Source organism: Methanomicrobium mobile BP, from assembly GCF_000711215.1.
Lineage (GTDB): Archaea > Halobacteriota > Methanomicrobia > Methanomicrobiales > Methanomicrobiaceae > Methanomicrobium > Methanomicrobium mobile.
The window spans coordinates 91,331-113,124 of sequence record NZ_JOMF01000008.1; the positions used below are offsets into that span (position 1 = coordinate 91,331).

At 49.1% G+C, this 21,794-nt stretch carries 19 protein-coding genes; 9 read left to right on the plus strand and 10 right to left on the minus strand.

The features are described 5' to 3' along the window. Positions 1 to 26: 26 nt before the first annotated feature. Positions 27 to 2,162, minus strand: a complete 2,136-nt coding sequence (mutL, locus tag T502_RS07080) for a DNA mismatch repair endonuclease MutL (protein WP_042706483.1) — start codon at positions 2,160 to 2,162, stop codon at positions 27 to 29. A 65-nt stretch (positions 2,163 to 2,227) separates the two neighbouring features. Beyond that, on the minus strand, positions 2,228 to 5,038 hold the full coding sequence (gene mutS / locus T502_RS07085; protein WP_042706484.1) for a DNA mismatch repair protein MutS: 2,811 nt from the start codon (positions 5,036 to 5,038) through the stop codon (positions 2,228 to 2,230). An 827-nt stretch (positions 5,039 to 5,865) separates the two neighbouring features. Between mutS and xerA the strand changes: the two genes are divergently transcribed. From xerA to glmM, 4 genes are all read left to right on the plus strand, one after another. Continuing rightward, positions 5,866 to 6,783: a site-specific tyrosine recombinase/integron integrase gene (gene xerA / locus T502_RS07090; RefSeq protein ID WP_042706485.1), complete on the plus strand. Its 918-nt coding sequence runs from the start codon at positions 5,866 to 5,868 to the stop codon at positions 6,781 to 6,783. Between the two features lie 187 nt (positions 6,784 to 6,970). Then, entirely contained in the window at positions 6,971 to 7,996 is a 1,026-nt protein-coding gene (locus tag T502_RS09160; protein WP_052359238.1) for a DUF5806 family protein, read from the plus strand. A gap of 24 nt (positions 7,997 to 8,020) precedes the next feature. Next, positions 8,021 to 8,800 (plus strand): molybdopterin-guanine dinucleotide biosynthesis protein MobB, encoded by a 780-nt coding sequence (locus T502_RS07100; RefSeq protein WP_042706486.1) that lies wholly within the window; start codon positions 8,021 to 8,023, stop codon positions 8,798 to 8,800. Between the two features lie 372 nt (positions 8,801 to 9,172). Beyond that, positions 9,173 to 10,534, plus strand: coding sequence for a phosphoglucosamine mutase (gene glmM / locus T502_RS07105; RefSeq protein ID WP_042706487.1), 1,362 nt, complete (start codon positions 9,173 to 9,175; stop codon positions 10,532 to 10,534). Positions 10,535 to 10,595: 61 nt separating this feature from the next. Here glmM and T502_RS07110 read toward each other — a convergent pair whose 3' ends face one another. Continuing rightward, positions 10,596 to 11,459 (minus strand): DNA-3-methyladenine glycosylase family protein, encoded by an 864-nt coding sequence (locus T502_RS07110; protein WP_084173127.1) that lies wholly within the window; start codon positions 11,457 to 11,459, stop codon positions 10,596 to 10,598. Positions 11,460 to 11,708: 249 nt separating this feature from the next. On the opposite strand from T502_RS07110, the gene cbiM reads away from it, so the two are divergent. The 4 genes from cbiM to cbiQ are packed head-to-tail and all read left to right on the plus strand — an operon-like array spanning position 11,709 to position 14,443. Then, the gene (gene cbiM / locus T502_RS07115) at positions 11,709 to 12,344 is read left to right on the plus strand and encodes a cobalt transporter CbiM (RefSeq protein WP_042706489.1); all 636 of its coding nucleotides are present in this window, start codon (positions 11,709 to 11,711) and stop codon (positions 12,342 to 12,344) included. Beyond that, positions 12,344 to 12,703: a PDGLE domain-containing protein gene (locus T502_RS07120; RefSeq protein ID WP_245597781.1), complete on the plus strand. Its 360-nt coding sequence runs from the start codon at positions 12,344 to 12,346 to the stop codon at positions 12,701 to 12,703. Before cbiM ends, T502_RS07120 begins: the two co-directional genes overlap by 1 nt. Positions 12,704 to 12,733: 30 nt before the next feature. Continuing rightward, positions 12,734 to 13,564 (plus strand): ATP-binding cassette domain-containing protein, encoded by an 831-nt coding sequence (locus tag T502_RS07125; protein WP_042706490.1) that lies wholly within the window; start codon positions 12,734 to 12,736, stop codon positions 13,562 to 13,564. 27 nt (positions 13,565 to 13,591) lie between these two features. Then, a complete protein-coding gene (cbiQ, locus tag T502_RS07130; RefSeq protein WP_042706492.1) occupies positions 13,592 to 14,443 on the plus strand; it encodes a cobalt ECF transporter T component CbiQ in 852 nt (283 codons plus the stop codon). Between the two features lie 21 nt (positions 14,444 to 14,464). On the opposite strand, the gene T502_RS07135 is transcribed toward cbiQ, so the two are convergent. The 7 genes from T502_RS07135 to T502_RS07165 form a co-directional block, all read right to left on the minus strand. Next, on the minus strand, positions 14,465 to 15,031 hold the full coding sequence (locus tag T502_RS07135; RefSeq protein ID WP_042706493.1) for a manganese efflux pump MntP: 567 nt from the start codon (positions 15,029 to 15,031) through the stop codon (positions 14,465 to 14,467). 141 nt (positions 15,032 to 15,172) lie between these two features. Beyond that, positions 15,173 to 15,454: a DUF1894 domain-containing protein gene (locus T502_RS07140; RefSeq protein WP_042706494.1), complete on the minus strand. Its 282-nt coding sequence runs from the start codon at positions 15,452 to 15,454 to the stop codon at positions 15,173 to 15,175. Next, the gene (locus T502_RS07145; protein ID WP_052359239.1) at positions 15,442 to 15,936 is read right to left on the minus strand and encodes a DUF1890 domain-containing protein; all 495 of its coding nucleotides are present in this window, start codon (positions 15,934 to 15,936) and stop codon (positions 15,442 to 15,444) included. The genes T502_RS07140 and T502_RS07145 overlap by 13 nt, the downstream gene beginning before the upstream one ends. A 51-nt stretch (positions 15,937 to 15,987) precedes the next feature. Beyond that, the gene (locus tag T502_RS07150) at positions 15,988 to 17,145 is read right to left on the minus strand and encodes an aconitase X (protein WP_042706495.1); all 1,158 of its coding nucleotides are present in this window, start codon (positions 17,143 to 17,145) and stop codon (positions 15,988 to 15,990) included. Between the two features lie 83 nt (positions 17,146 to 17,228). Beyond that, entirely contained in the window at positions 17,229 to 18,482 is a 1,254-nt protein-coding gene (locus tag T502_RS07155) for a UbiD family decarboxylase (RefSeq protein ID WP_042706497.1), read from the minus strand. Then, a complete protein-coding gene (locus T502_RS07160; RefSeq protein ID WP_042706498.1) occupies positions 18,482 to 19,027 on the minus strand; it encodes a UbiX family flavin prenyltransferase in 546 nt (181 codons plus the stop codon). The genes T502_RS07155 and T502_RS07160 overlap by 1 nt, the downstream gene beginning before the upstream one ends. A gap of 245 nt (positions 19,028 to 19,272) precedes the next feature. Next, complete coding sequence (locus T502_RS07165; protein ID WP_042706500.1) at positions 19,273 to 20,487, minus strand: HD domain-containing protein; 1,215 nt, start codon at positions 20,485 to 20,487, stop codon at positions 19,273 to 19,275. A gap of 237 nt (positions 20,488 to 20,724) precedes the next feature. Between T502_RS07165 and T502_RS07170 the strand changes: the two genes are divergently transcribed. Next, positions 20,725 to 21,744, plus strand: coding sequence for a 2-phospho-L-lactate transferase (locus T502_RS07170; protein WP_052359240.1), 1,020 nt, complete (start codon positions 20,725 to 20,727; stop codon positions 21,742 to 21,744). Positions 21,745 to 21,794 lie beyond the last annotated feature (50 nt).

A 21,794-nucleotide genomic window follows, 5' to 3' on the forward strand; every position in this document is an offset into this window, starting at 1 on the left:
TTTACAAACGGCTTATGCCAATCCTATCAGCTTCTGAGGAAGAGCGAATCAAGCTTCGATCTTGAAAACAGGATCATTGTGGGTCTTCCGTGCGGACATGTATACGGAAGGTCGGTCCTTGCAAGCTGATTCAAAAGCCTCTCCATCTGTTCGCGGGTGAGAACCGCACCTGCCTTTATTGCGGCGCGGCAGGCAATCGTGCTTGTAATCTTCTCCTTCTTCTCCTCTATCGTCTTTCGCGAATCATCCATGAGATCGGTCAGAATATCGCTCAGAATCTCGGTGCCTATCCTCTTTCCGAGCACGAGCGGGACGCTTCGCACCGCAAACGTGTCTTTGCCGAACTCTTCGATGACAAAACCCTCCTCCTCGAGAAATGCCCTGTTCGCCATGAGTACCTCGGCTTCCCGGGGTTTGAGGGTGATTACCGACGGCACCAGAAGTTCCTGCGAGTTCTTCTTCGAGTTCCGTATCTTTGAGACCTTATCGTAAAGGATTCTCTCGTGAGCGGCATGCTGGTCGACGATAACAAGCTCGTCGCCGTCCTGATTTTTCATTCTGGCGATGATATACGCGTCGTCGTACTGACCGACCACCTCCATCGGAGGAAGCATTATCTTATCGGAATCGCTGTAATCGAAGTTCTCGGTCAGTCTGAGCTGGCTGTCCGTTGTGCTGAACTGCGGATGATACCCCGCAACGCCATCATCCGAGCGCAATCCCTCCGAACTGAAAAGCGCCTTTACGGATGACTCCATATCCGACAGCGAACCGGTGACGCCGCCGTTGCCCGCGGATTCCGTACCGCTGTCGCTGCAGAATAATCTGTTTGTATTCGGATTCGTGTTTTTATTGGAATTATCGGAATTCGGATACGTATTCGTATTCGTATACGTATTCTGATACGCATTCGGATCAGTATAGGAATGCGAAACCGCATCCGCCGCTCCCGCTCCCGAGAACAGGGATGTCTGTGCGGTCTCCGATCCCGCAGGGGCGGTTTCCGCATGGATATTTCCGCTCTCAAGGGCCTCGCGGACGGCGGCGACAATCTCCTCGCTTATCTCTTTCTCGCGCGAAAGCCTGACCTCGCGTTTTGCCGGATGAACGTTGACATCCACGATGCCGCTGTCTATCGTAATATTCAGGAACGCCGCCGGATACCTGTCCTTCGGCAGAAGCGTGCCGTAACCGCGTTTGACCGCACGGACAATCGCCTGGGAAGTGACCGGACGCTTATTGATTGAGATGATAATCTGCTTCGATATCGGATAATTGACGGTCTGAATCGAGCAGAGCCCGTCGATCTTCATGAAGACGCCTGCCGACTTCACCTTGCACATGTCGTCCGTTATCCCCCTGCCGTATATGTATGAAGCGGTCTCGAGAAGAGAATCCGTCTTTATTGTCGAGAGTTTCTCTTTTCCGTTATGGGTGAGGCTGAAAGAGATATCGGGGTTTGCAAGGGCGGCATTCTCGACGACCGAGTAGATATGACTGAACTCGGTCTGCCGCGACTTCAGGAATTTCTTCCTTGCCGGCGTATTGAAAAAGAGATTCTCGACGAGAACCGTGGTGCCTGCGGGCGCTCCGATATCGCTGACTTCGAGAATATCGCCGCCCTGCACCACAATCTTTGTTCCCGCGACGATGCCGCCAGCATTGCCGTCATCGCCCTCATCGCCGTAACCGCCGTTATCGCCGCCATCCCCGTGCCCTGAACGTCCTGTGCGTCCGAATCCCGTCTCCTTTTCTTTTGTGATCAGCGTAAACTTTGATACGCCCGCTATGCTTGCCAGAGCCTCGCCCCTAAATCCGAGCGTGTGAATCGAGAACAGGTCGGATGCATTCGTTATCTTGCTTGTCGCATGCCGCAGTATTGCCATCTGTGCGGAATCGCGGTCCATACCGCAGCCGTCATCGATTACGCGGATTCTGAAGATGCCCGCGGAGTCCGAGCCGATGTCGACGCTTATCGATTCGGCGCCGGAATCGAGGGAGTTTTCCACGAGTTCCTTTACCACGGATGCAGGTCTCTCAATGACTTCTCCGGCGGCGATCTTATTTATGGTCGCCTCATCGAGAAGACGAATCTCGCGCTTCTTCCTGCCCGACGGCGTCTGCGTCGTCATCCTTGAGAAAGGTTCTCCTTCAAAGTTCATGTTTCACCTGCAATTTCACCTGCAATACCGCAAAAGCATCATTGAGAATAAATTTTGACAATAAATTACGGTTTATTTTCATCGTTTCGTGCATCGTTCACAAGTTCGTAGAGGAACGCAAGCGCATCCCTCGGCGTCATGGAATCGGGATCGGAGTTGAGCAGTTTCTTTACCACGGGGTTGTCGCGTCTGGGTGCCGAGACCGGCGCGGGCGTATCTATCAGAAGCATCTGCGTGAACCGCGGCGATCTTCCCTTTTTATCGGTCGACGGGTCGAACTGCCTGTCCATCTCCTCTTTAAGTATCTGTTCGGAACGTCCAATAACTTTGTCAGGTATGCCGGCAAGCTTCGCGACATGGATACCGTAACTCTTGTCGGTCGCACCCGGAATCAGCTTTCTCAGGAAAGCGATATCGTTTCCCGTCTCTTTAACGGCGAAATGGTAGTTTCTGACGCGTTTAAGGTCGGCTTCGATATCGACCATCTCATGGAAATGTGTGGCAAAGAGCGTTCGCGGACCCTCGCCGCCTTTGCCGTGCAGGAACTCCAGAACCGCCTTTGCAATGGAATATCCGTCAAGCGTGCTTGTTCCGCGCCCGATTTCGTCAAGGATGACAAGACTGCGGTCCGTGACATTGTTCAGGATGTTTGCGAGTTCGAGCATCTCGACCATGAAGGTGCTCTGTCCGCTGGAGAGGTCGTCGAAGGCGCCGACACGCGTGAATATGCGGTCGACGATTCCGATGACCGCACTCTCGGCAGGCACAAAGCAGCCCGCCTGAGCCATTACGGTTATCAGCGCAACCTCGCGCATGTAGGTCGATTTACCCGCCATGTTGGCACCCGTGATTATCAGAATCTGATTCTCGGATGCGTCTATCTGGGCGTCGTTGGGGACAAAGCCGGCGCTTAAGTTCCTCTCGACGACGGGGTGTCTGCCGCCGCTGATGAGAAGGCGCTTTGAGTCCTCGATTACGGGGCGGACATAGTTCCTTGAGTGCGAGACGGCGCCGAGCGTCGAATACACGTCAAGGAGACCTATGCACTGCGCCGTTTTCTGAAGAGTCTCGGTCTCGGACTTTAATTTCAGAATCAGGTCCTGATACAGTTCGTATTCGAGGGCAATGAGTTTCTCCTCGGCATTCGCTATCAGGGATTCCTTCTCCTGAAGTTCGGGCAGGGTGTAGCGCTCGCCGTTTGCCGTGGTCTGTTTTCGGATGTATTCCTTCGGCACCATCGACATGTTCGACTTGGTGACCTCGATGAAATACCCGAATACTTTGTTGTAACCGACCTTGAGCGACTTGATGCCGGTTCTCTCACGCTCGGTCTGCTGGAAGTCGGCGATCCAGTCCTTTCCCGAGACCGAGATGTAGCGGAGTTCGTCGAGCGACTTGTCGTAGCCTTCGCGGATGACGCCGCCGCCCTTGGCAAGAACGGGCGGATCGTCGGTTATTGCCGATTCTATGAGTTTTCTGACCGCCTGCATCTCGCTTGTGCCCGCAAGGGCTTTTGCTATGAGTTCGGGAACGGAGTTGTTAATGCCGCCGTTAATGCCGCCCGCATCGCCGTCGCAGACCGCGGAAGCCCGTGAAATATCTCCGGTGCCGCACGTATTGATTCCCTGATTGATTCCGAATGCGCCGTGACCGCTGTCGAACGAGAGTTTGATGAGCGGAATTTTGTCGAGCGAATTTTTAAGTGTTATAAGATCACGCGGTCCCGCATTGCCGTAGGAGATTCTGCCAGCAATCCTCTCGATATCCGAGAACTTGTCGAGGCATTCGCGCAGTGACGAGCGTATCATCGGGTTTTTGACGAAATACTCAACGGCATCAAGTCTTTTCTCGATCTCGGTCCTGTTTATCAGCGGCGCCGTTACGTATTTCCTGAGGATACGCATTCCCATCGCGGTCTTTGTCGCGTTCAGGGTGCCGAAAAGCGAGGTGTCCGTGCCTTTCGAGCGTATGTTCTCGAGGACTTCGAGATTTCTGAGCGTGATTGCGTCAAGGATCATGCTCCCCGACGGCAGTCTCGTCGAGAGACCGCGGACATGGCTCAGGTCGCTCATCTGCGTCTCGCAGGCATAGGCAAGGCATGCACCCGCGGCTCGGATTGATGATTCCATGCCGATACATCCGTATCCTTCGAGGGAGGAGACGCCGAAATGCTTCTTCAGATATTCGCTTGCGGTATCGTAGTCGAATGCGGATTCCCTGTATGGCGTCACGAGTATTCCGCGGTTTTTCAGGTTTTCTGCAAGTGCGGGGTTTATCGGGCTTTGAACCACGCACTCCGCCGGCATGTACTTGGCAATATCGGAGTTTAAGTCCGCAAATGCGTTGCCGCTTCCGACCTCGGCAGCGGAATTCGTCTTTCCCGCGCCGCCGCCGGCATTCGAGGACGAGATGAAAAATTCGCCGGTGGATATGTCAAGGAACGCCGTTCCGTACTCGGATCTCTTCTTGTCGTAGAATATCGACATCAGATACGAGGGTCCCGATGTGTTGAACATTCCGGCGTCCATCATGGTGCCGGGCGTGATTATTCGCACGACGTCGCGTTTTACAATTCCTTTTGCCTTTTTAGGATCTTCAATCTGGTCGCAGACCGCCACCCTGTAGCCTTTTCTGACAAGACGGGAGATATACATCTCTCCGGCGTGAATAGGCACGCCTGCAAGCGGCATTTTTTCGCCGTCGGCATCTCTGCCGCGTGATGTGAGTGTTATCTCCAGTTCTCTTGAAACAACCTCGGCATCTTCCCCAAATGTCTCGTAGAAATCCCCCATCTGGAAAAAGAGCACAGTTCCGGGATATCTGCGCTTCATCTCATAAAATTGAAGCATTGCCGGAGTCGGACCTTCTTTGCTCATCCTGTATTAAGAATTGGTCATGAAAGATATTGATAGTTTTGAGTTTGTTGTATCCCGAAAGATGATCGGAAAAACAATTCAATAGATCCGAAAGGTGATCCTAAAATATGACTGAAATGCCGATCAGATGAACATCGCGTACATATAGCATTATATGGTTTATGGACCCATTGATGATTAGGTAAATACCACGTAAAGCGAATTCATTCGGAGAAAAAAGCCCGTAAAGAGGTCATTTGAAAGAAAAAGAAATAGCAGATTGATTATGCCCTATAAGGATATCGAAGAATATTGAATATGGACATTCCAGAAAAAAGGCAAATCGTTTTGTAATTGCCTGAATGCTTTTAATTCGAGAATCTTTCATATATTTAATGCAGACAATCAGCTCTGTATTACATGCCTCAATACAACTCTTCATTATTCATATTCTCTTAGCTAATGCCCGTTTATTCGTTTTTCGCCGGATCTCTGCCCAATAGGCATGGATTCACTTCCGATTCACTTCCGCACCGCACGCCCACGCATTAAATGAGTTTACCCCATATCGTAATGCAGGAAATGTCATACTGAAGTCTACGAAGAAAAACTGCGAAGGCATGCAATTAGGACTGGCTGGGTATGCAATCAGGCAGGCATCCGACCGGCTGCCTGAGCTGGAATAATATCCGGCATGACAGCCCACAGCTGTGAACCCTATGGTGTCATACATCATTTTTTCATTGAGGTCAACAGGGCAGCAGCAGAATTTTGTGGGCAATCGGTTTTTGCGCAGAATACATATTCTGCGTAATTATAAAATACAAGGAGAGATTAACAAATAAACAATGAAAGGGGATTATTTTTCCGAATGGCTGAAAAGGTTCAGCTACCAGCTCAAGATGAGGAATTATTCCCAACGTACAATCAAAAGTTACGAGGCGACGATAAAGATCTTCGCCTACTACATGTGGATTGTAAGAAATAAGGGTCAGGACAAACTCTCGGTCTTCTGGACGGATATTACCAAGGGAAGACTCGATACCGAGATAGATGTTTCAACCGCCCAGATTAATGACTTTCTGATGTTCATTTCGAATGAAAAAGAATACAAACCGACGACTCTTCGCCGCTATATTTCATCGTTAAGCTCATTTTACAAGTTTTGTTACACGCAGGAAGCTATCGGCTCAAATCCGATGATAAGCATCGACCGACCGAAACTGAAGGAAAAAGAGCTCAAATACTTAAAGCACAACCAGGTGATGAAACTCCTTGAATCCATCGAAGATGAGCGCGACAGACTCATAATCAGGACGATTTACGCCACCGGCGTCCGAGTATCGGAGCTCTGCGGAATCGACATATCCAATATCGATTTTGAAGACCGCACCATTCGCATTCTCGGAAAAGGAGGTAAAGTACGGACGGTTTTCGTCGACGAGGAGACACTCTCAGAGATAGATAAGTTCACCGGCGGCAGAATCGACGGTCCGCTGTTCCCCGGTCAGATGAATCAACCGATATCGCCGCGAACCGTCCAGTATATCTTCACGAAATACGCTCCGAAAGGGATAACCCCGCATAAAATCCGGCACAGCTACGCGAGCGAACTGTATAAACGCTCGAAGAATCTGCGTGTCGTTCAGGAAAATCTCGGTCACAGCTCGATTCAGACCACCGAAATTTACCTGCATACCGACGTTGACGAAAGAAGAGACATATATCAGAAGTATTTCCCGCTGTCAAATCATAAACAGGAATAAACAATACAAATACACTTTTTTTTTCACCCGCGATTTAACACAGTAAATTACGGTCAAACAGGAACATTTTGAGAAAATGCAACAAATATTGCACCTTTTGGCAAAAACAACACCCAGTCAATAAACCGCGGAATGCTATACAGACGAAGACAAAATATATATTCTTTTCCTTAAGAAACTATTATGGATGTCAGAAGGGGAAAACGACCAATACAATACCGATACGGGCGATATTCCAAAAGCCGCGGATTCGGAATATAATAAAGATTCAACCGAATCCGAACCGATAAACGCGGCTGAAAAAACCGCAGACCCACGCGGAACAGGCGGTGACTCGAATACGCCGGAAATGAATTTAACCGTAAATTCAGCGGAGATTGCCGAAAACACGGAAAGCGCGGGATACGGTGAAACCGGCGAAAACAGTGAAAACAGCGACAATAGTGAAAATACGGAAAACACTGAAAATACCGGCGAAGCCTCCGAAGAAACCGAATCTGCCGCGACCGAACAGGAGATTCCGCCGCAATACAAGCCGCCGCATGTCAGAAAACCACTATCCGAAGAGGAACAGGCAAGAATCAACAAATATAAGAAATTCAAGAAGGTAGACGGCGAAACCTACAAACGCGTCAATACCTTCCTGCGAAAACACACATATATTACAGCCCGCGAATGGGCAATCGCCCGCCTCTGCGCCGATTTCACGACACGCAGCGGTGCGGAAATGACGTTTATCGGCGAAAACCTGCCGGATCTGGTGCCGTTTATGACCGATACCTATTCGCCGCAGGCAGTCAACCAGGCGCGTGCGTCGTTCAAGAAAAAGGTCAAGAAATCCGGCGCCTCGTTCTTCTACGGCGCTCTCTGCGGCTTTTTCACCGCCGACGAACTCGACGACATTCTCTACGAATCCAGTGAAGTAGCCAGATTTTTGCTCGAAATCGAGGGCACTTCGGTCGATGTCGACGACGAAATCGAGGTCGAAGACAGGATTACCGACGTAATGAGAAACGTCGCCGAGGCGGCTTCAAGGATACGGGCACCGAAACTTCTCGTCGATCCTCAAAAGAACGAAAATGAGGACGATTTGGACGACGATGACGACTTTGAAGACGAAGACGGCGATGGTGAGTTCACCGAAAGCGCCATGGAAGAGATGTCAAAGATTATCGACAGCATTGCGCCCGAAAACACAAACGAAAAGAAATAATCATAAATTACGGATGGAAGAACAATGAAAATAATTCACATCACCGGACATTCGAACTCCGGCAAAACGACCTTTATTCATAAGCTTTTGGACAGGATGTGCAGGGAATATCCGGACAAAATCGGCGTTATCAAGCACATGGGACACCACTGCTTCGAGCTTGCGCCAGGAAAAGACACGACAACGCATTTTGAACACAACGCTTATGCGGTCGCCGGCATCGATTCTTCGAAAACGGTCGTTGCGGTTCACAGCGACGAATTTAAAGAGATTCTGGACAGTTTCTGCGATGCCGGGCTTAAATTCACAATAATCGAGGGCTTCAAAGATATCGGCTTTTCCAAGATAGTAATGGGCGAACTCGACGCGGAAAACTGTATTCTCAGGAATCCCTCGGTCGATGACGTCATTAATTCGCTTGACAGATTCGATGACTACTACACCATGCAGGGCGTTGTAAAAGAGCTTAAATCCGGGGTAAATCTCGATAATGCCGGCGCCGTGCTCTCCTTTAACGGCATTGTCCGCAAGTGCACGGGCAGCGAAACAACCGAGTATCTGGAGTTTGACAACGGCGAATATATCGACAAATTAATCGCCGAAATCGAGGAAAAAGCCCGTAAAGTGCCGGGAATAATCGGAGTTAAATTTTACCACACGAAAGGCAGGATATATGCCGGCGGCGACTTGACCTACTTTGCAATCGTCGCCGCACACAGGCAGGAAGCATTTTCCGCCATGGCGGACGCCATTGACGAATTAAAGGCAAGATTGCACGACGTCGGAAAAGAACTCTCGGCATAATCCCAAATTCTGCATTTTTCGTTTTTTCTCATTTTTTTCTTTTTGAGGGAATTTTCTCATATAACGCTGTTTTTCGCAATCAAAACCCGAATTATTGAATATTTTCAGGAGTAATGGTTCATTTTTCGGACAAAAAAGACCGCACGTTCAAAATTATAAACCATATAATGCTATATGTAAGCGATGCCGAAATACGCAATTTTTTGCTTCTTTCAGGGAGATCATGTAAACCGAAATGTATACCGAATGAAACTGAATGTAAAACTGAAATGCCAAACAGACCCCCGCATTGCAACCATGCGGAAAAGCAACAAAATATCATGCATCATGCACAAATAATGAAAGAATATCAAAGCAGAACAGGTTACGGCTATGTCAGCAGAAGAACCAAAAAAACAGTTATTCGGAACCAACGGCGTCCGCGGCGTCATCGGGGAATCGATGAACCCGACACTTGCAATGAAGATAGGTCTCTCACTGGGCACAATACGCAAAGGAAAGTTGGCGGTCGGCATGGACACGAGAACATCTGGACCTGCGCTCATCAACGCGGTAAAAGCAGGTATTCTTGCCGCCGGCTGCGACGTTGTCGATCTGGGTGTCCTTCCGACCCCCGCACTGCAATATATAATAAAGAAGTATTACGACGGCGGCGCCATGATCACGGCATCGCACAACCCTCCCGAGTATAACGGCATTAAAATCATCGATGCCGACGGAACCGAGATGGACGATGCCTCGACGATAGAACTCGAAAAAGTTCTCTTCTCCGAATCCTACACGGTCCGCGACTGGAAAAACGTCGGCACGGAAAGCTCCGCTCACGAAAGAATCAATGAGTACATCGACGGCATTGTGGCGCAGTTTCCCAAGGCCGACAAAGAATACGTCATAGCCGCAGACCCGGGAAGCGGACCGGCATGCCTGACAACTCCCGTAATACTCACAAAACTCGGCTGCAAAGTCCACACCGTCAACGGAAACTGCGACGGAAGATTCCCGGGAAGACTCCCCGAGCCCTCGGCGGAAGGACTTAAAGCGCTCTCCGAACTCGTTGTCTCCACCGGCGCCGAATTCGGTATCGCTCACGACGGCGATGCCGACAGGGCAGTCTTCGTCGACGACAAAGGCGAATATGTCGAGGAGAACGAAGAATTCGCCCTTATGCTCATGTATCTGGCAAAGAACAGAAAGGATAAAAGAGAAGGCGTTGTCGTAACGCCGGTGAGCACATCCTTCATTGCGGAGGCGGTTGCCAAACAGATAAACTGTAAAATGGTTTATACAAAGGTCGGCAGCATATATGTAGCCAGAAAGATGCTTGAACTTGAGGAAAAAGGAGAGAATGTCGTCTTCGGCGGCGAAGGCAACGGCGGTCTGATATATCCGAACCACCAGCACTGCCGCGACGGCGGAATGTCGGCTGCGGCAATGCTTGCACTCATATCATCCGAGGGCAAGAAACTCTCCGAACTCCGAAAGGAACTCCCGCCGCGTCACATGCTCCGCGAGAAGATATACACGAAGAATGCGGCGGAAGTCCTGAAGAAGACCGAGGAGGCATTCGCCGGCGACAGACTCGACAAGACCGACGGAATCAGAATAAACCGCGACGGAATGTGGGCACTCATCCGTCCCTCGGGCACCGAACCCTTCATGAGACTCTTTGTCGAGGCAAAGACAAAAGAAGAAGCCGAAAAGTTCTGCAACGAGATAAAAAGCAGGATTGAATAATTGAATGATTGAATAATTGAATAATTAAATTATTGAAAATTTGATTGAGTAAATAATCTATTCACTCATTTTTGAATAAATCGCGGGCATTAAAGAAATATTCGAGTGCATAGCCGCGATAATTCTCAAAGTTCTTCTCGGCAGTCTCGCGGATGAGATTGTCTATCTTCTCGTCACTGACGCCGAAATATGTGCCCTTAAGGTAAATCTTCAGGAATATGTCGCGGATATGCGCATCCACCGGAAAAGCCTCATAACGTTTCTGCGAAAGGAGCAGTATCCACTCGGCAACGCGGTGCTTCACACCTTTGAACTCCTTAAGCCGGTTAACCGCATCGTCATACGGAAGCTTCGACAGCTCATCCTCCCAGCCAGGATTCTCCAGAATTCTCTCCGAAGCAAGCATGATATTATCGGCGAAATATCCTATATTGCAGGACTTGAGAGCCGGCAACCCCGCATCGACAATATCCTGCGGACGCGGAATCGTATGGAATTCCCTGCCGTCAAAGTCGATCTTCTCCCCCAGTTTCGCGGAAATTCTGGTAATGCGGTCGGTAACACCCTTTGTCCTTATCCTGTTGACCGTCATCTGAAAGATGAGACATTCCCATGTATCCTGATTAACAAGCCTGAGTCCGTAATTCTTCTCAACCGCCTCACGCCCGAATATATCCCTTGTCATGACATCGTATACTTTATTCAGGTCGAAATCAAGGCAGAAATAATCACGGATAATATCCGCATCGACGCCGGCGAAGGTCAAAACATTGTCGTCCTGTTTTATTTTGAAAACGGAATCGCGAACCGTGCAATACCACCAGTCACCTTCTTTGAAGCATCTCGGCACCTGTCCGCATGACAATGTCTTGTCAAGAGAAAACGGTTGAGAACCACTCAATTCAATAGAATCAAACTCAGGCATCAATCATTTATTGGCATTGAATATAAAAAAGGGTATCCATAGTTTTTTTGGGCTGACTTATATTAATTTTCTGCCCGACTTAAAAGAAAAAGGGCGCAGCTTAAGATTTTACTGAAAATTTTATAGAATGTTAATACAAAATCAACCAAATTTTATTTTTTACAAATAATGTGTACACATTATGAAAAAGAGTAATATTCAGTAATACTTATATTAAAAAAAGTCATAAACTATCTTTGGTGACAATACATGCACATACCTGATGCATTTATTCCGCTGCCCCAGGCAGCGATATACTGGATTATTGCGTTGATCTTTGTCGCACTGGCACTGAGATGGGCAAGAAACGAGTTAAGTGAAGAGAAAATACCTTTGATTGCGGTTCTCGCCGCAGGCATATTCGCCATTCAGGCATTTAATCTTCCTGTCGGCATGGGAACATCCGGACATCTTGTGGGAGGCGCACTTGCCGCAATAGTCCTCGGTTCGCCGTTTGCGGCAGTATTCATCCTTACGATAGTTCTCATAATCCAGGGAGTCGTCTTCGGAGACGGCGGTATCACAACCATGGGTGCAAACATCATCAACATGGGTGTAATCGGCGGATTTGTGGGATACTACTCATACCACGGAATCAAGTCGGCAATCAAGAACAAATTCATCCCCGCAGCAATCGCGGCATGGCTCGGATGCTTCATAGCGGCAGTAGTCTGTGCGATTGAGATGTTCATTGCCGGCACATTCCCGCTCGTGCCCGGAATCATAGCAATGGGTACATACCATGCAGCCATCGGTATCATTGAAGGTGTGATTACGGCAGGTGCGATATATCTGATATACAGCACAAGACCCGATCTGATTGAACTTGACAAGGGTGATGCATAATGACAGACGCAAAGAACACTAACGGCGCAAAGATGAACGACGCGACCTTCATTGCAATAGGTCTCGTAATCGCGCTCATAATCGGCGTTGCCGCAGTATTCCTGGCATCGGGAGATCCCGACGGACTGGAGAGTGCTTCCTTATACGTACAGGGAGAGAAAGATCTCACAAGCGATGCGCCCGAAGACGCCGACCCTGAAGCCGTCGGTCTCGGAACATTCGAGTACAGCTCACCCTTCCCCGACTATTCATGGGAAGATCTGGGAAAGATGGGTGACATAATAGCGCTGGTTCTCGGAATCGTCATCGTCTTTGTCCTTATATTCGGCGTTTCACGCATTATAAAGATAAAGGCATAAATATAATCATTAAAAACTTTTTTTACACTCATGCACCTGATAGAAACACGCGACCTCACACACTGCTACAACGGGACCATCGAAGCACTGAAAGGTGTCAACTTCATTGCCGGCAGAAAACAGCGTATTGCTCTGATAGGGGCTAACGGTGCAGGTAAAAGCACACTGTTCAAGCACTTCAACGGCATCCTGAAACCTTCATCGGGAGAGGTGCTTGTTCACGGAGAACACATCACAAAATCCAATTTAAAAGAGATAAGAAAAAGTGTGGGCATTGTCTTTCAGAACTCCGACGATCAGGTCTTCTCACCCACGGTCGGGCAGGATATCGCATTCGGACCTACAAATCTGGGGCTGGATGCGGATACCGTCGAACACCGCGTAAGCGAGGTCTCAAGACTCCTTGACATAGAGCATCTGAGAGACCGTCCGCCCCACCACTTAAGCGGCGGAGAGAAGAAACGGGTCGCAATCGCGGGCGTTCTCGCAATGGAACCGCAGGTCCTTGTTCTGGATGAACCTACAGCGGGTCTTGACCCGAAAGGCGTCGCGGACTTAACCGCATTCGTCAACCGTCTTCCCGAGGAATACGGCATGACCGTCATTTTTTCGACACATCATACCGAGCTTGTCGCCGAGATTGCCGACTACATCTATGTCATGGACAAAGGCAGGATTGTGGCGCAGGGAACGGTCGACGAGATATTCGTGCAGCAGGAGATGCTCGCATCACTGAGGCTCGATGTCCCGATACTGCCGCGGCTCATAAAATCGCTTCGTGACAACGGCATAGATATCGATATGGCTTTTGACTACGAAAGCGCCGAGAACGCATTCTTAAAGGCGTTTAGAAAACTCTGACATCGGATCGGAGAGCCGGTCGGAAATATGATTGAAGAACTGCAGAACATAGAACGCCAGGCGATGGGTAACAGCCGGGTCCACAGGCTTGATGCCCGAACAAAGATTATTCTGGCATTTGCGGCAATCATAGCAATGGTCGCATACCCTTATTCGAAGGATGTCATTGTCCCGGGCATGCTTCTGTTTGCGTTCTTCTCCGTTCTCTGGGCATTCTCGGGTCTTTCGGTTCTCGCATATCTCAAACGCCTCATACTTATCCTGCCCTTCGGCATATTCATCATAATATTTCAGATCTTCTTCGAGAACAGCAGATACGATACCTTTACGTCAATACTGGATCTGCCTCTCGGCATTCACGTATATGCGGAATCCGTGGAGTTTGCCTCGATTCTGCTCATAAAGTTCATAGTCTGCATATCGTTCATAATCCTCCTCTCATCGACAACCACAATGCAGGATATGCTTGCGGGCGCAAAAAGGCTCGGAATGCCCTCGGAGTTTGTTCTTATCATCGGACTCATGATAAGGTATCTCTTCGTATTTGCCGAGATGTACGGTAAAGTCATAAATGTCTTCGAAGTAAAGTTCTTCAACGCATTCGACACGAATCTTCCCTACAAATACAGGCTCAGAACGCTTGCCTACGCAATCGGCACGCTCTTCATCAGGTCATACGAGCAGGGCGAAAGGACATATATCAGTATGCTCTGCCGCGGATACAGCAGGGATTCCTTCCTCAGGATTGAAAAGAAGAAGATTCAGGGAAAAGAACTCGGTTTCCTTATCTTCGGCATAATTTTTATTGTCGCAGGCGTTACCGTGCCCTACCTTATATTTGACCTTGGACTAATTCCATCCGTTTCCATGCAGTTCTGACGGACTGCAACAATTGAAAAATCAGATTCCCGCCGTTATATTCTCGAGGAGTATCTTGAGACCGACAAGAATCAGTATGACTCCGCCCAGTATCTCGGCTTTGTTCCGCGACTTTTCACCGATTTTATCGCCGAGGTAAAGACCCGCGAACGAGAAGGCAAAGGTCGTGATGCCTATGATGATCGCCGGTATCATAATCGGCTCTTCGAGAATCGCAAAGGAGATGCCGACGGCAAGCGCATCGATGCTTGTGGCAACGGCGAGAAGAAGAATCACGAACGGCTTTGTAAAATCCTGCGGTATCCCGTCGGTGTCGTCTTTAAGACCTTCTCTTATCATGCCGACGCCGATGAGCAACAGAAGAATAAACGCCGCAAAATGAGCGTATCCGAGAATCAGCATTGCGAAAAACGTTCCCGCATACCAGCCGATAAGCGGCATAATCGCCTGAAAAAAGCCGAACGCCGATGCCAGAACGGCGGCGGTCTTCAGCTTATCTTTAAGCGTCAGAGTGCCCGCAGACACCGAGACCGCGAAAGCATCCATAGAGAGACCAACGGCGATTGCAAAAATTCCAAACAGATTCATAAGACAACAATCGGACTGTTTTAGAGCACAACTAAACTACGGAAACACTGCGGAAATTCCGGAAATACTACAGACATACTCCGGAAATACTACGTAAATGCTACAGTAATCCAACGGCAACGCAGCGGCAAAAAAAGAAGATTACTTCTTGAAGTTCTCTTTTCTGATGCGGGTTGCCTCTTCTTCGTCCTCGACACTTACCAGAAACGTACCGTGGCACGGTTTTGTGAACGGGAAAATTATGGTATTTCCTTCGATGGCAAGCGAGATCGGCGGAACGCCGATGATGTGAACGTCAAATATCTTATATCCGGGCGCAACCGTGTATAGCTCCTTAAAATTCTTCTTAAGATACTCTCTGCACTCCGCAAAACTTGTCTGGCGCAGAATAATCTCATACGGCAGTTTATCTAAGCATCCCATTTTAACACCCTGTTAATTGCACTTATGAGCGGTTTCGGATTATGCGCCGCGACAGCCGTTATCTTCTCGCATTCGAAATCAATCATATCGCTCATCTTCTCGGCATCGCTTCCGAATATCACGGGATAAACGACTCCGTCGAGCAGCGAATGCATGGTCGCGGCATAGGAAACGCCCGCATCATTGTGTATGAAGACAAAACACGTCGGATACGATTCTTTCTTCTCGGCAACCTGATCGATAACCGTGTCGAGATCTTTTATCTCGTCGATATAGTGACCGTCGATATCGCCGTATTTTATCAGCAGACGTGCCGCCGGTGTCCCCGCGATTACCGTCCCGATACCTGCTTTCTTTAAGCGTCCCGCGATGTAAAGGACGGCTGTTGTCTGTATCGGCACCTGCGGACATCCCAGAACCAGAAGTGCCTTATCTGCCTTATCCGCCTTCTCGTTATTATTGCCGGTTTCCGAATTTTCCATAAAATCACCAGATATGTCTATTAATTGATGGTCGTAACTGATCCATGATAATTATTTTGTCGCCGCATCGACACATTCTTCGGTAGTGCCGATTCTGACATTGCAGCCGCACATATTGGGAACATATGCAAATGCCTTTCCGGAATTGACCATCACGGTATCGAACTTATCCATTGCCGGCGAGACCACGATGCAGGTATCCTCGACGACCTTTGCGCCGCTCTTCTCGATTTTGGCGACATACTCGGGATTTGCGGACTTAACGCCCTTTGCCGCGAAGACATAGAATGTCTTGGTTACCTTCTTTCCGTCCAGAAGTTCGGCAAGCTTTGCCAGCTCGTCGGGCGAGCAGTGCGGACAGCCGACCGCAACGGCATCGACATCGACCTCTTTGAAGAGTTCGTCGATATCGGACTTCTCGATTGTAATGGTCTCGGACGGAACCGCCTTGAAAGTCGGCAGTCTTGTCTCGGGGGTTATGCCTTTGACATGATAGAGCGCAACCGCGCCGGATGCCGCCATTGCCGCGCCCATCGCCTTTAACTGATCGCGTGACGGGCGGATATTCGTGAAGAGCGGAATCCTGTTGCCGACAAGCTTACCCGCAAGATATCCGACGGCGCCGAAATGATTCGCATACTTTGCGCCTGCCTCGACCTCAACGGCGACCTGCGGCATTCTGTTCTCAAATAGGTGAAGACCGTAATTCGGGGTCTTTCCTATCATTGCCGCAGCAAGCGCCGAAGGACCGCCTTCGCGGTTTGTCCTTGCGCCGAGCACCGAATTCGCGTATGAGACCGCGGATGACTCCGACCATGCCAGATGATCTCCGTAGTTTGTGATATTCAGATAATACGGAGTGCATGTGCATTCAAGCCTGATTCCAAGGCGCTTGTATGCCGCGATAACCTCGTTCTGACTGTCGGCGAAATCCTTCGGAATACCGATATCCTGCCAGTTCTCACGCGGCATTCCGATGGGATTCAAGACCGAGGGCACGGCAACCTTTGCGTCAAGATTGCTCAGCCATTCCAGACCCCATTTGCCGATTGTCTTGTATGACGCTCCGCTTATCTGCGCCGAGGTAATCGGCACAAGACTCTCGGCACCGAATACCTTGCCGAGCGCCACAAGAATTTCCATCATTTTCTGACGTGTCTCACCGTATTCGCCGGCAAGAATCATCTCATCTTCTTTGTCAAGATTCATCTTTTACTCCTTTTTCCTCATTTATCCGATATATCCGCAATTTTCTATCGCAATTTTAACAATTATCCTCAGTCACGCGGTTTTCAGTCATCCCAGCCGGCTCTGACAAACTCCGCTTCTCTGCCCATGACCATGGTGGCATCCACACCTATCTTTACGTTCATGCCGTCGCCGATTCTGCACGGGTCAAGCGACGAACCGCGAACGCCCGAAATAACCATAAGATCGATATCTCCGCGGACGCGGGTGGCAATCGCATACTCGACATCCTCCATATCGAAGATGTCGATGTCTTCGTCGACGATAACGACATGCTTTAGGGATGTGTGCGCCGCAAATGCCGCCATAATCGCGTTCTTGGCATCGCCCTGCGTATTCTTGCGTATCTGAACAACGCAGTGGAGATAACCGCAGCCGCCGGTGGTAAGCGAGACATTCCTCACGGTTGTCACACCCGCAACCGACTTGTAGATCTTCGGCTCATATGGCATACCCATGAGAAGTTTGTGCTCGCTGCCGCCCGGGAGAATGCCGTGATAGACGGCATTCTTCTTCACATACATCTTTGTGAGCTCTATAACCGGCGCCGGTCTTATGGGGTCGTATGTTCCCGTAATATCGACAAAAGGACCTTCTTCGGCCTTCTCCGCGGTTACAAAACCTTCGAGGACAATCTCAGCCTCCGGCACCTTCACGCCGTTTTCGCAGGTGTAAAGTTCAATCTCTCCGCCGAGGAGTTCCGCGGCATATGGCATCTCTTTTCCTTCGGGAACGCGCGTGCATGACGCAAACGTAACAAGGGGATCGGTTCCGATTGTGATTGCTATCGGCAGTTTCTTCCCGTCGGCAAGCGCGGCTTTAAGGAGAGTATGCGTATGGCGACCTTCGACGAGCCTTGCGGCAAGGTGGTTTTTGTCCAGAACAAGCATCCTGTGAACCGAGGCATTTACAACGCCGCCGTACTCCGAGAAGACAACGCCCGACGTAAGATACCTGCCCGCATCCTTCGGGAAATGCTTTAAAACAGGCAGCGAGTTCAGATCGGCATCAGCGGGTTTTACAATATCGCCGAGACTGCCTTTCACCGTAACTTTGCCGTTATAGTCGCATTTTGCAAGGTTCTTTACGATATCCTTCTCGTCATATCCTAGCGCAACCGAGAGAGCCTTCCTGCTGGATAAAAGATTCATCACAGCCTCGTGCCCGTCCAGATTGTGCAGATATACAAGCTTGTTTGTGCCCGCGGAAATTTTTGCGGCTTCAAACTCGGTCGATACGGGTCTTTCGATATCCTCTACGAGACCTGCATCTCTCATCTTTTTTATGAAATTTCTCATCAGTATCCGCTCCAGCGCTCTCCGACCGTATGTTCTATACCCAGATGATCCAGGACTCTGGCAATGACCATATCCACAAGATCATCGATACATCGTGGATTTGTGTAAAATGCGGGGCAGAGCGGCATTATTGTCGCACCCGCCTCGCTTAGGGAGAGCATATTTCTTAAATGAACGGTGGAATAGGGCATCTCGCGCGGCATAAGTATGCATTTACGACGCTCTTTGAGGCATACGTCCGCGGTTCGCGTGATAAGGTTGTTTGAAAAACCGGCGTTTATTGCCGCAAGTGTCTTCATGCTGCACGGGATTACAATCATGCCGTCATAAAGGAAAGAACCGCTTGCAACATCGGCAAAGAGGTCGTCTTCTTCGAGATATATTGCATCGAAACCTTCCAGTTCAACCCTTTCGTGAGCCGCAATGTCTTTGCCGACGTCGGATATAATGACGTGGACTTCGGCAAGATCGGAGAGGATCTCCAGAAGTCTTCGCGCATATATCATACCGCTTGCGCCGGTAATGCCAATCACATATTTTTCCATTTATCCACCCTTATTTGCAGGACAAATTTACACGACAGATCGGGAACATATTTACGGGATAATATACCCTAATATGCCTGCCCCTGTCAATTGTGTATTAAAGATATTTGATTTCGTGAATGCATATATATTGCGACAATATTGCGACAAAAATGTGAAATTATTCTGACATTAATGCGGATTTCACGGAATCAATTTAAGAATACCGGTTTTCGGAATATCAGTCAGAATATTTCAGGTATCAGTCAGAATACCAGTTTATCCTGTTTCGTCGGGCGCTCTATGTTTAAGAGATCGTATGCGCACTGCTCGACTGTCTTTCTGTTCTCGCCTGAGGTATAGATACCCATTCTCCATTCGCTCTTGCGTGTCATGTTGAGCGTCCTTATAAGGGGCGAGAGTTCCTCGAGCGAGACAAGTTCGTTATGATTCCTGACAAGCACGTCAATCTTCATCGGCGACGGAAAAGGCGGGATGTCCACAAGAACTTCGGTGCGGTCAAGACCGGCTTCTTTACAGACCTTCTCGGCAATGCTCTTTTTATCCTTCAGTTCCACAAATTTCTGAGCCGTAGAATACTTCACCTGATCCATGCCGATATAGACGGCACGTTTGTAAAGCTGCCGTCTGTAAATCATGCCGATAAGCTTGCGTGCTTCTTCGGAGGGGGAGTTTGAGAGCGCTATCGAGAACTCCGCATCATTCATCCGCATAAGTTCTCCTATATCCTTTCCTTCTGTCGCCTCGATATGTTCGAGTGCGGCATAAGTTACCATGGTCTCCGCGATTCGGCTGACGTGATGGAAATATACCGACGGGCGCATGATCGTTCTTGCAATAAGAAGGGATTCCGCGGCATTTATTCCGTTCTCGCGCAGGACAAGCCCTTTTTCGCCGAGAGTGGTGTTTCGTATGAGCCTGTGAACATCCACGGTTCCGTAAGGCGCACCCGTATAATGAGCGTCACGCAGGAGATAGTCCATTCTGTCGACATCGAGGTCGCCGTGTATGATACCCGTAATGAGATTATTGTCCTCCTTGCCTTCCACCATTGCGCAGACATCATCGGGGCTTATGTCGAGAGCGCAGAGAGCTTCGTTGAGATAGCCGTTGTTTACGTATTCGGCGATCTCCTGATGGCTGTGATGAAGATATTCCTCCATGAGCTGCTCGGAGGCATGAGAGAATGGACCGTGACCGATATCGTGCAGAAGTGCGGAGACCTCGGCAAGAAGAACCTCCTGCGGCTCAAGCGAGAGACTCTTTGCCATAAGTCCGGCAAGATGCATTGCACCTAAGGAATGCTCGAAACGCGTGTGGTTGGCGCCGGGATACACGAGATTTGCGAATCCGAGCTGCTTTACGTAACGCAGCCTCTGAACTTCTGGAGAGTCGAGTACCGGGATTATTTTTTTGTCAACCTCAACATATCCGTGCACGGGGTCCTGTATAGTCTTCATCAAATTACCTGCGCTGATCTGCTCTTGCATCGATCTGCTCTTATAATATTGAATCGGAGATTGTTGCTTATAAAGATATGTCTGTTTTGCCCGTTACAAATCACGGATGCAACCTAAATTACAAATATGACCGAGTATACCATTGTATAACAGAATATAACAGGAGTATTTCATTGTATAGCATTGTATTACATTATATAACATAATATATCTGTAATAACGGTAAACTAAATTTAAATGAAGACGGACAGTTGCGCCGAAGACAATGAAAGATCACCGCGGATAACTTTTCTCTCGGGCGGTACTGGCACCCCGAAACTCATCCGCGGATTTCGTAAGGTTATCCCCGATGAAAACATCTCGGTAATCGTCAATACGGCTGAGGATATGTGGATCTACGGCAGTCACCTCTCGCCGGATATCGACACTCTCATGTATCTTTTCGCAGGCATTCTGAACACGGATACCTGGTGGGGCATCAGAGGGGATACGACAATAACCCATGACAGAATGAAAGAACTCGAAGAAGACCTCTTTCTTACGCTGGGGGACAAAGACAGGGCAGTTAACATCATACGTGCACGCCTGCTCAAATCCGGCATCACGCTTACGAAGGCAACCGAAGAACTCTGCGCAAGGTTGAATGTAAAGGCGGATATAATGCCGATGACTGATTCAACCGTGACAACAAATATACTCACAGAGAACGGTCTGATTCATTTCCAGGAATACTGGGTCAGATACCGCGGCACGGTGCCGATTGAGAAGGTCGTCAGAACCTTCAGAGAAGGTATTCTTGAAACAGATTCGGAGGATGTGAAAGAATCAGACAAAAAGCCGTCAATAATTCCTGACGATGCATCGCCGAGAGCAACCGAAAAAGCACTCAATGCGATTAAATCCGCCGATATCGTAATCCTCGGACCGTCAAACCCGGTAACCAGCATCTCGCCGATATTGGAGTGCGAAGGCATAAAAGAGGCTCTGAAGAAAAAGTATGTGGTCGCCGTCAGCCCGTTTATCGGGGATGCGCCGATAAGCGGACCGGCAAAAGCACTCATGGAGGCGTGGGGGATGCCGCCGACATCAAAGGGCACATACGGGTTATACAAAGATTTCACCGACATCTTTGTGCAGGACGAACGCGACACGGAGATCGTTGAGAACGCTCTCAGATGCGACACGCTGATGATAAACGAAGAGATAAGCGTCAAACTTGCGCGGACAATCATGAAGCAGATTAAAGGCAAATACTGAACGCCGATAAATAAACACAAAAATAATACTAAAATCAATACCAAAACCAA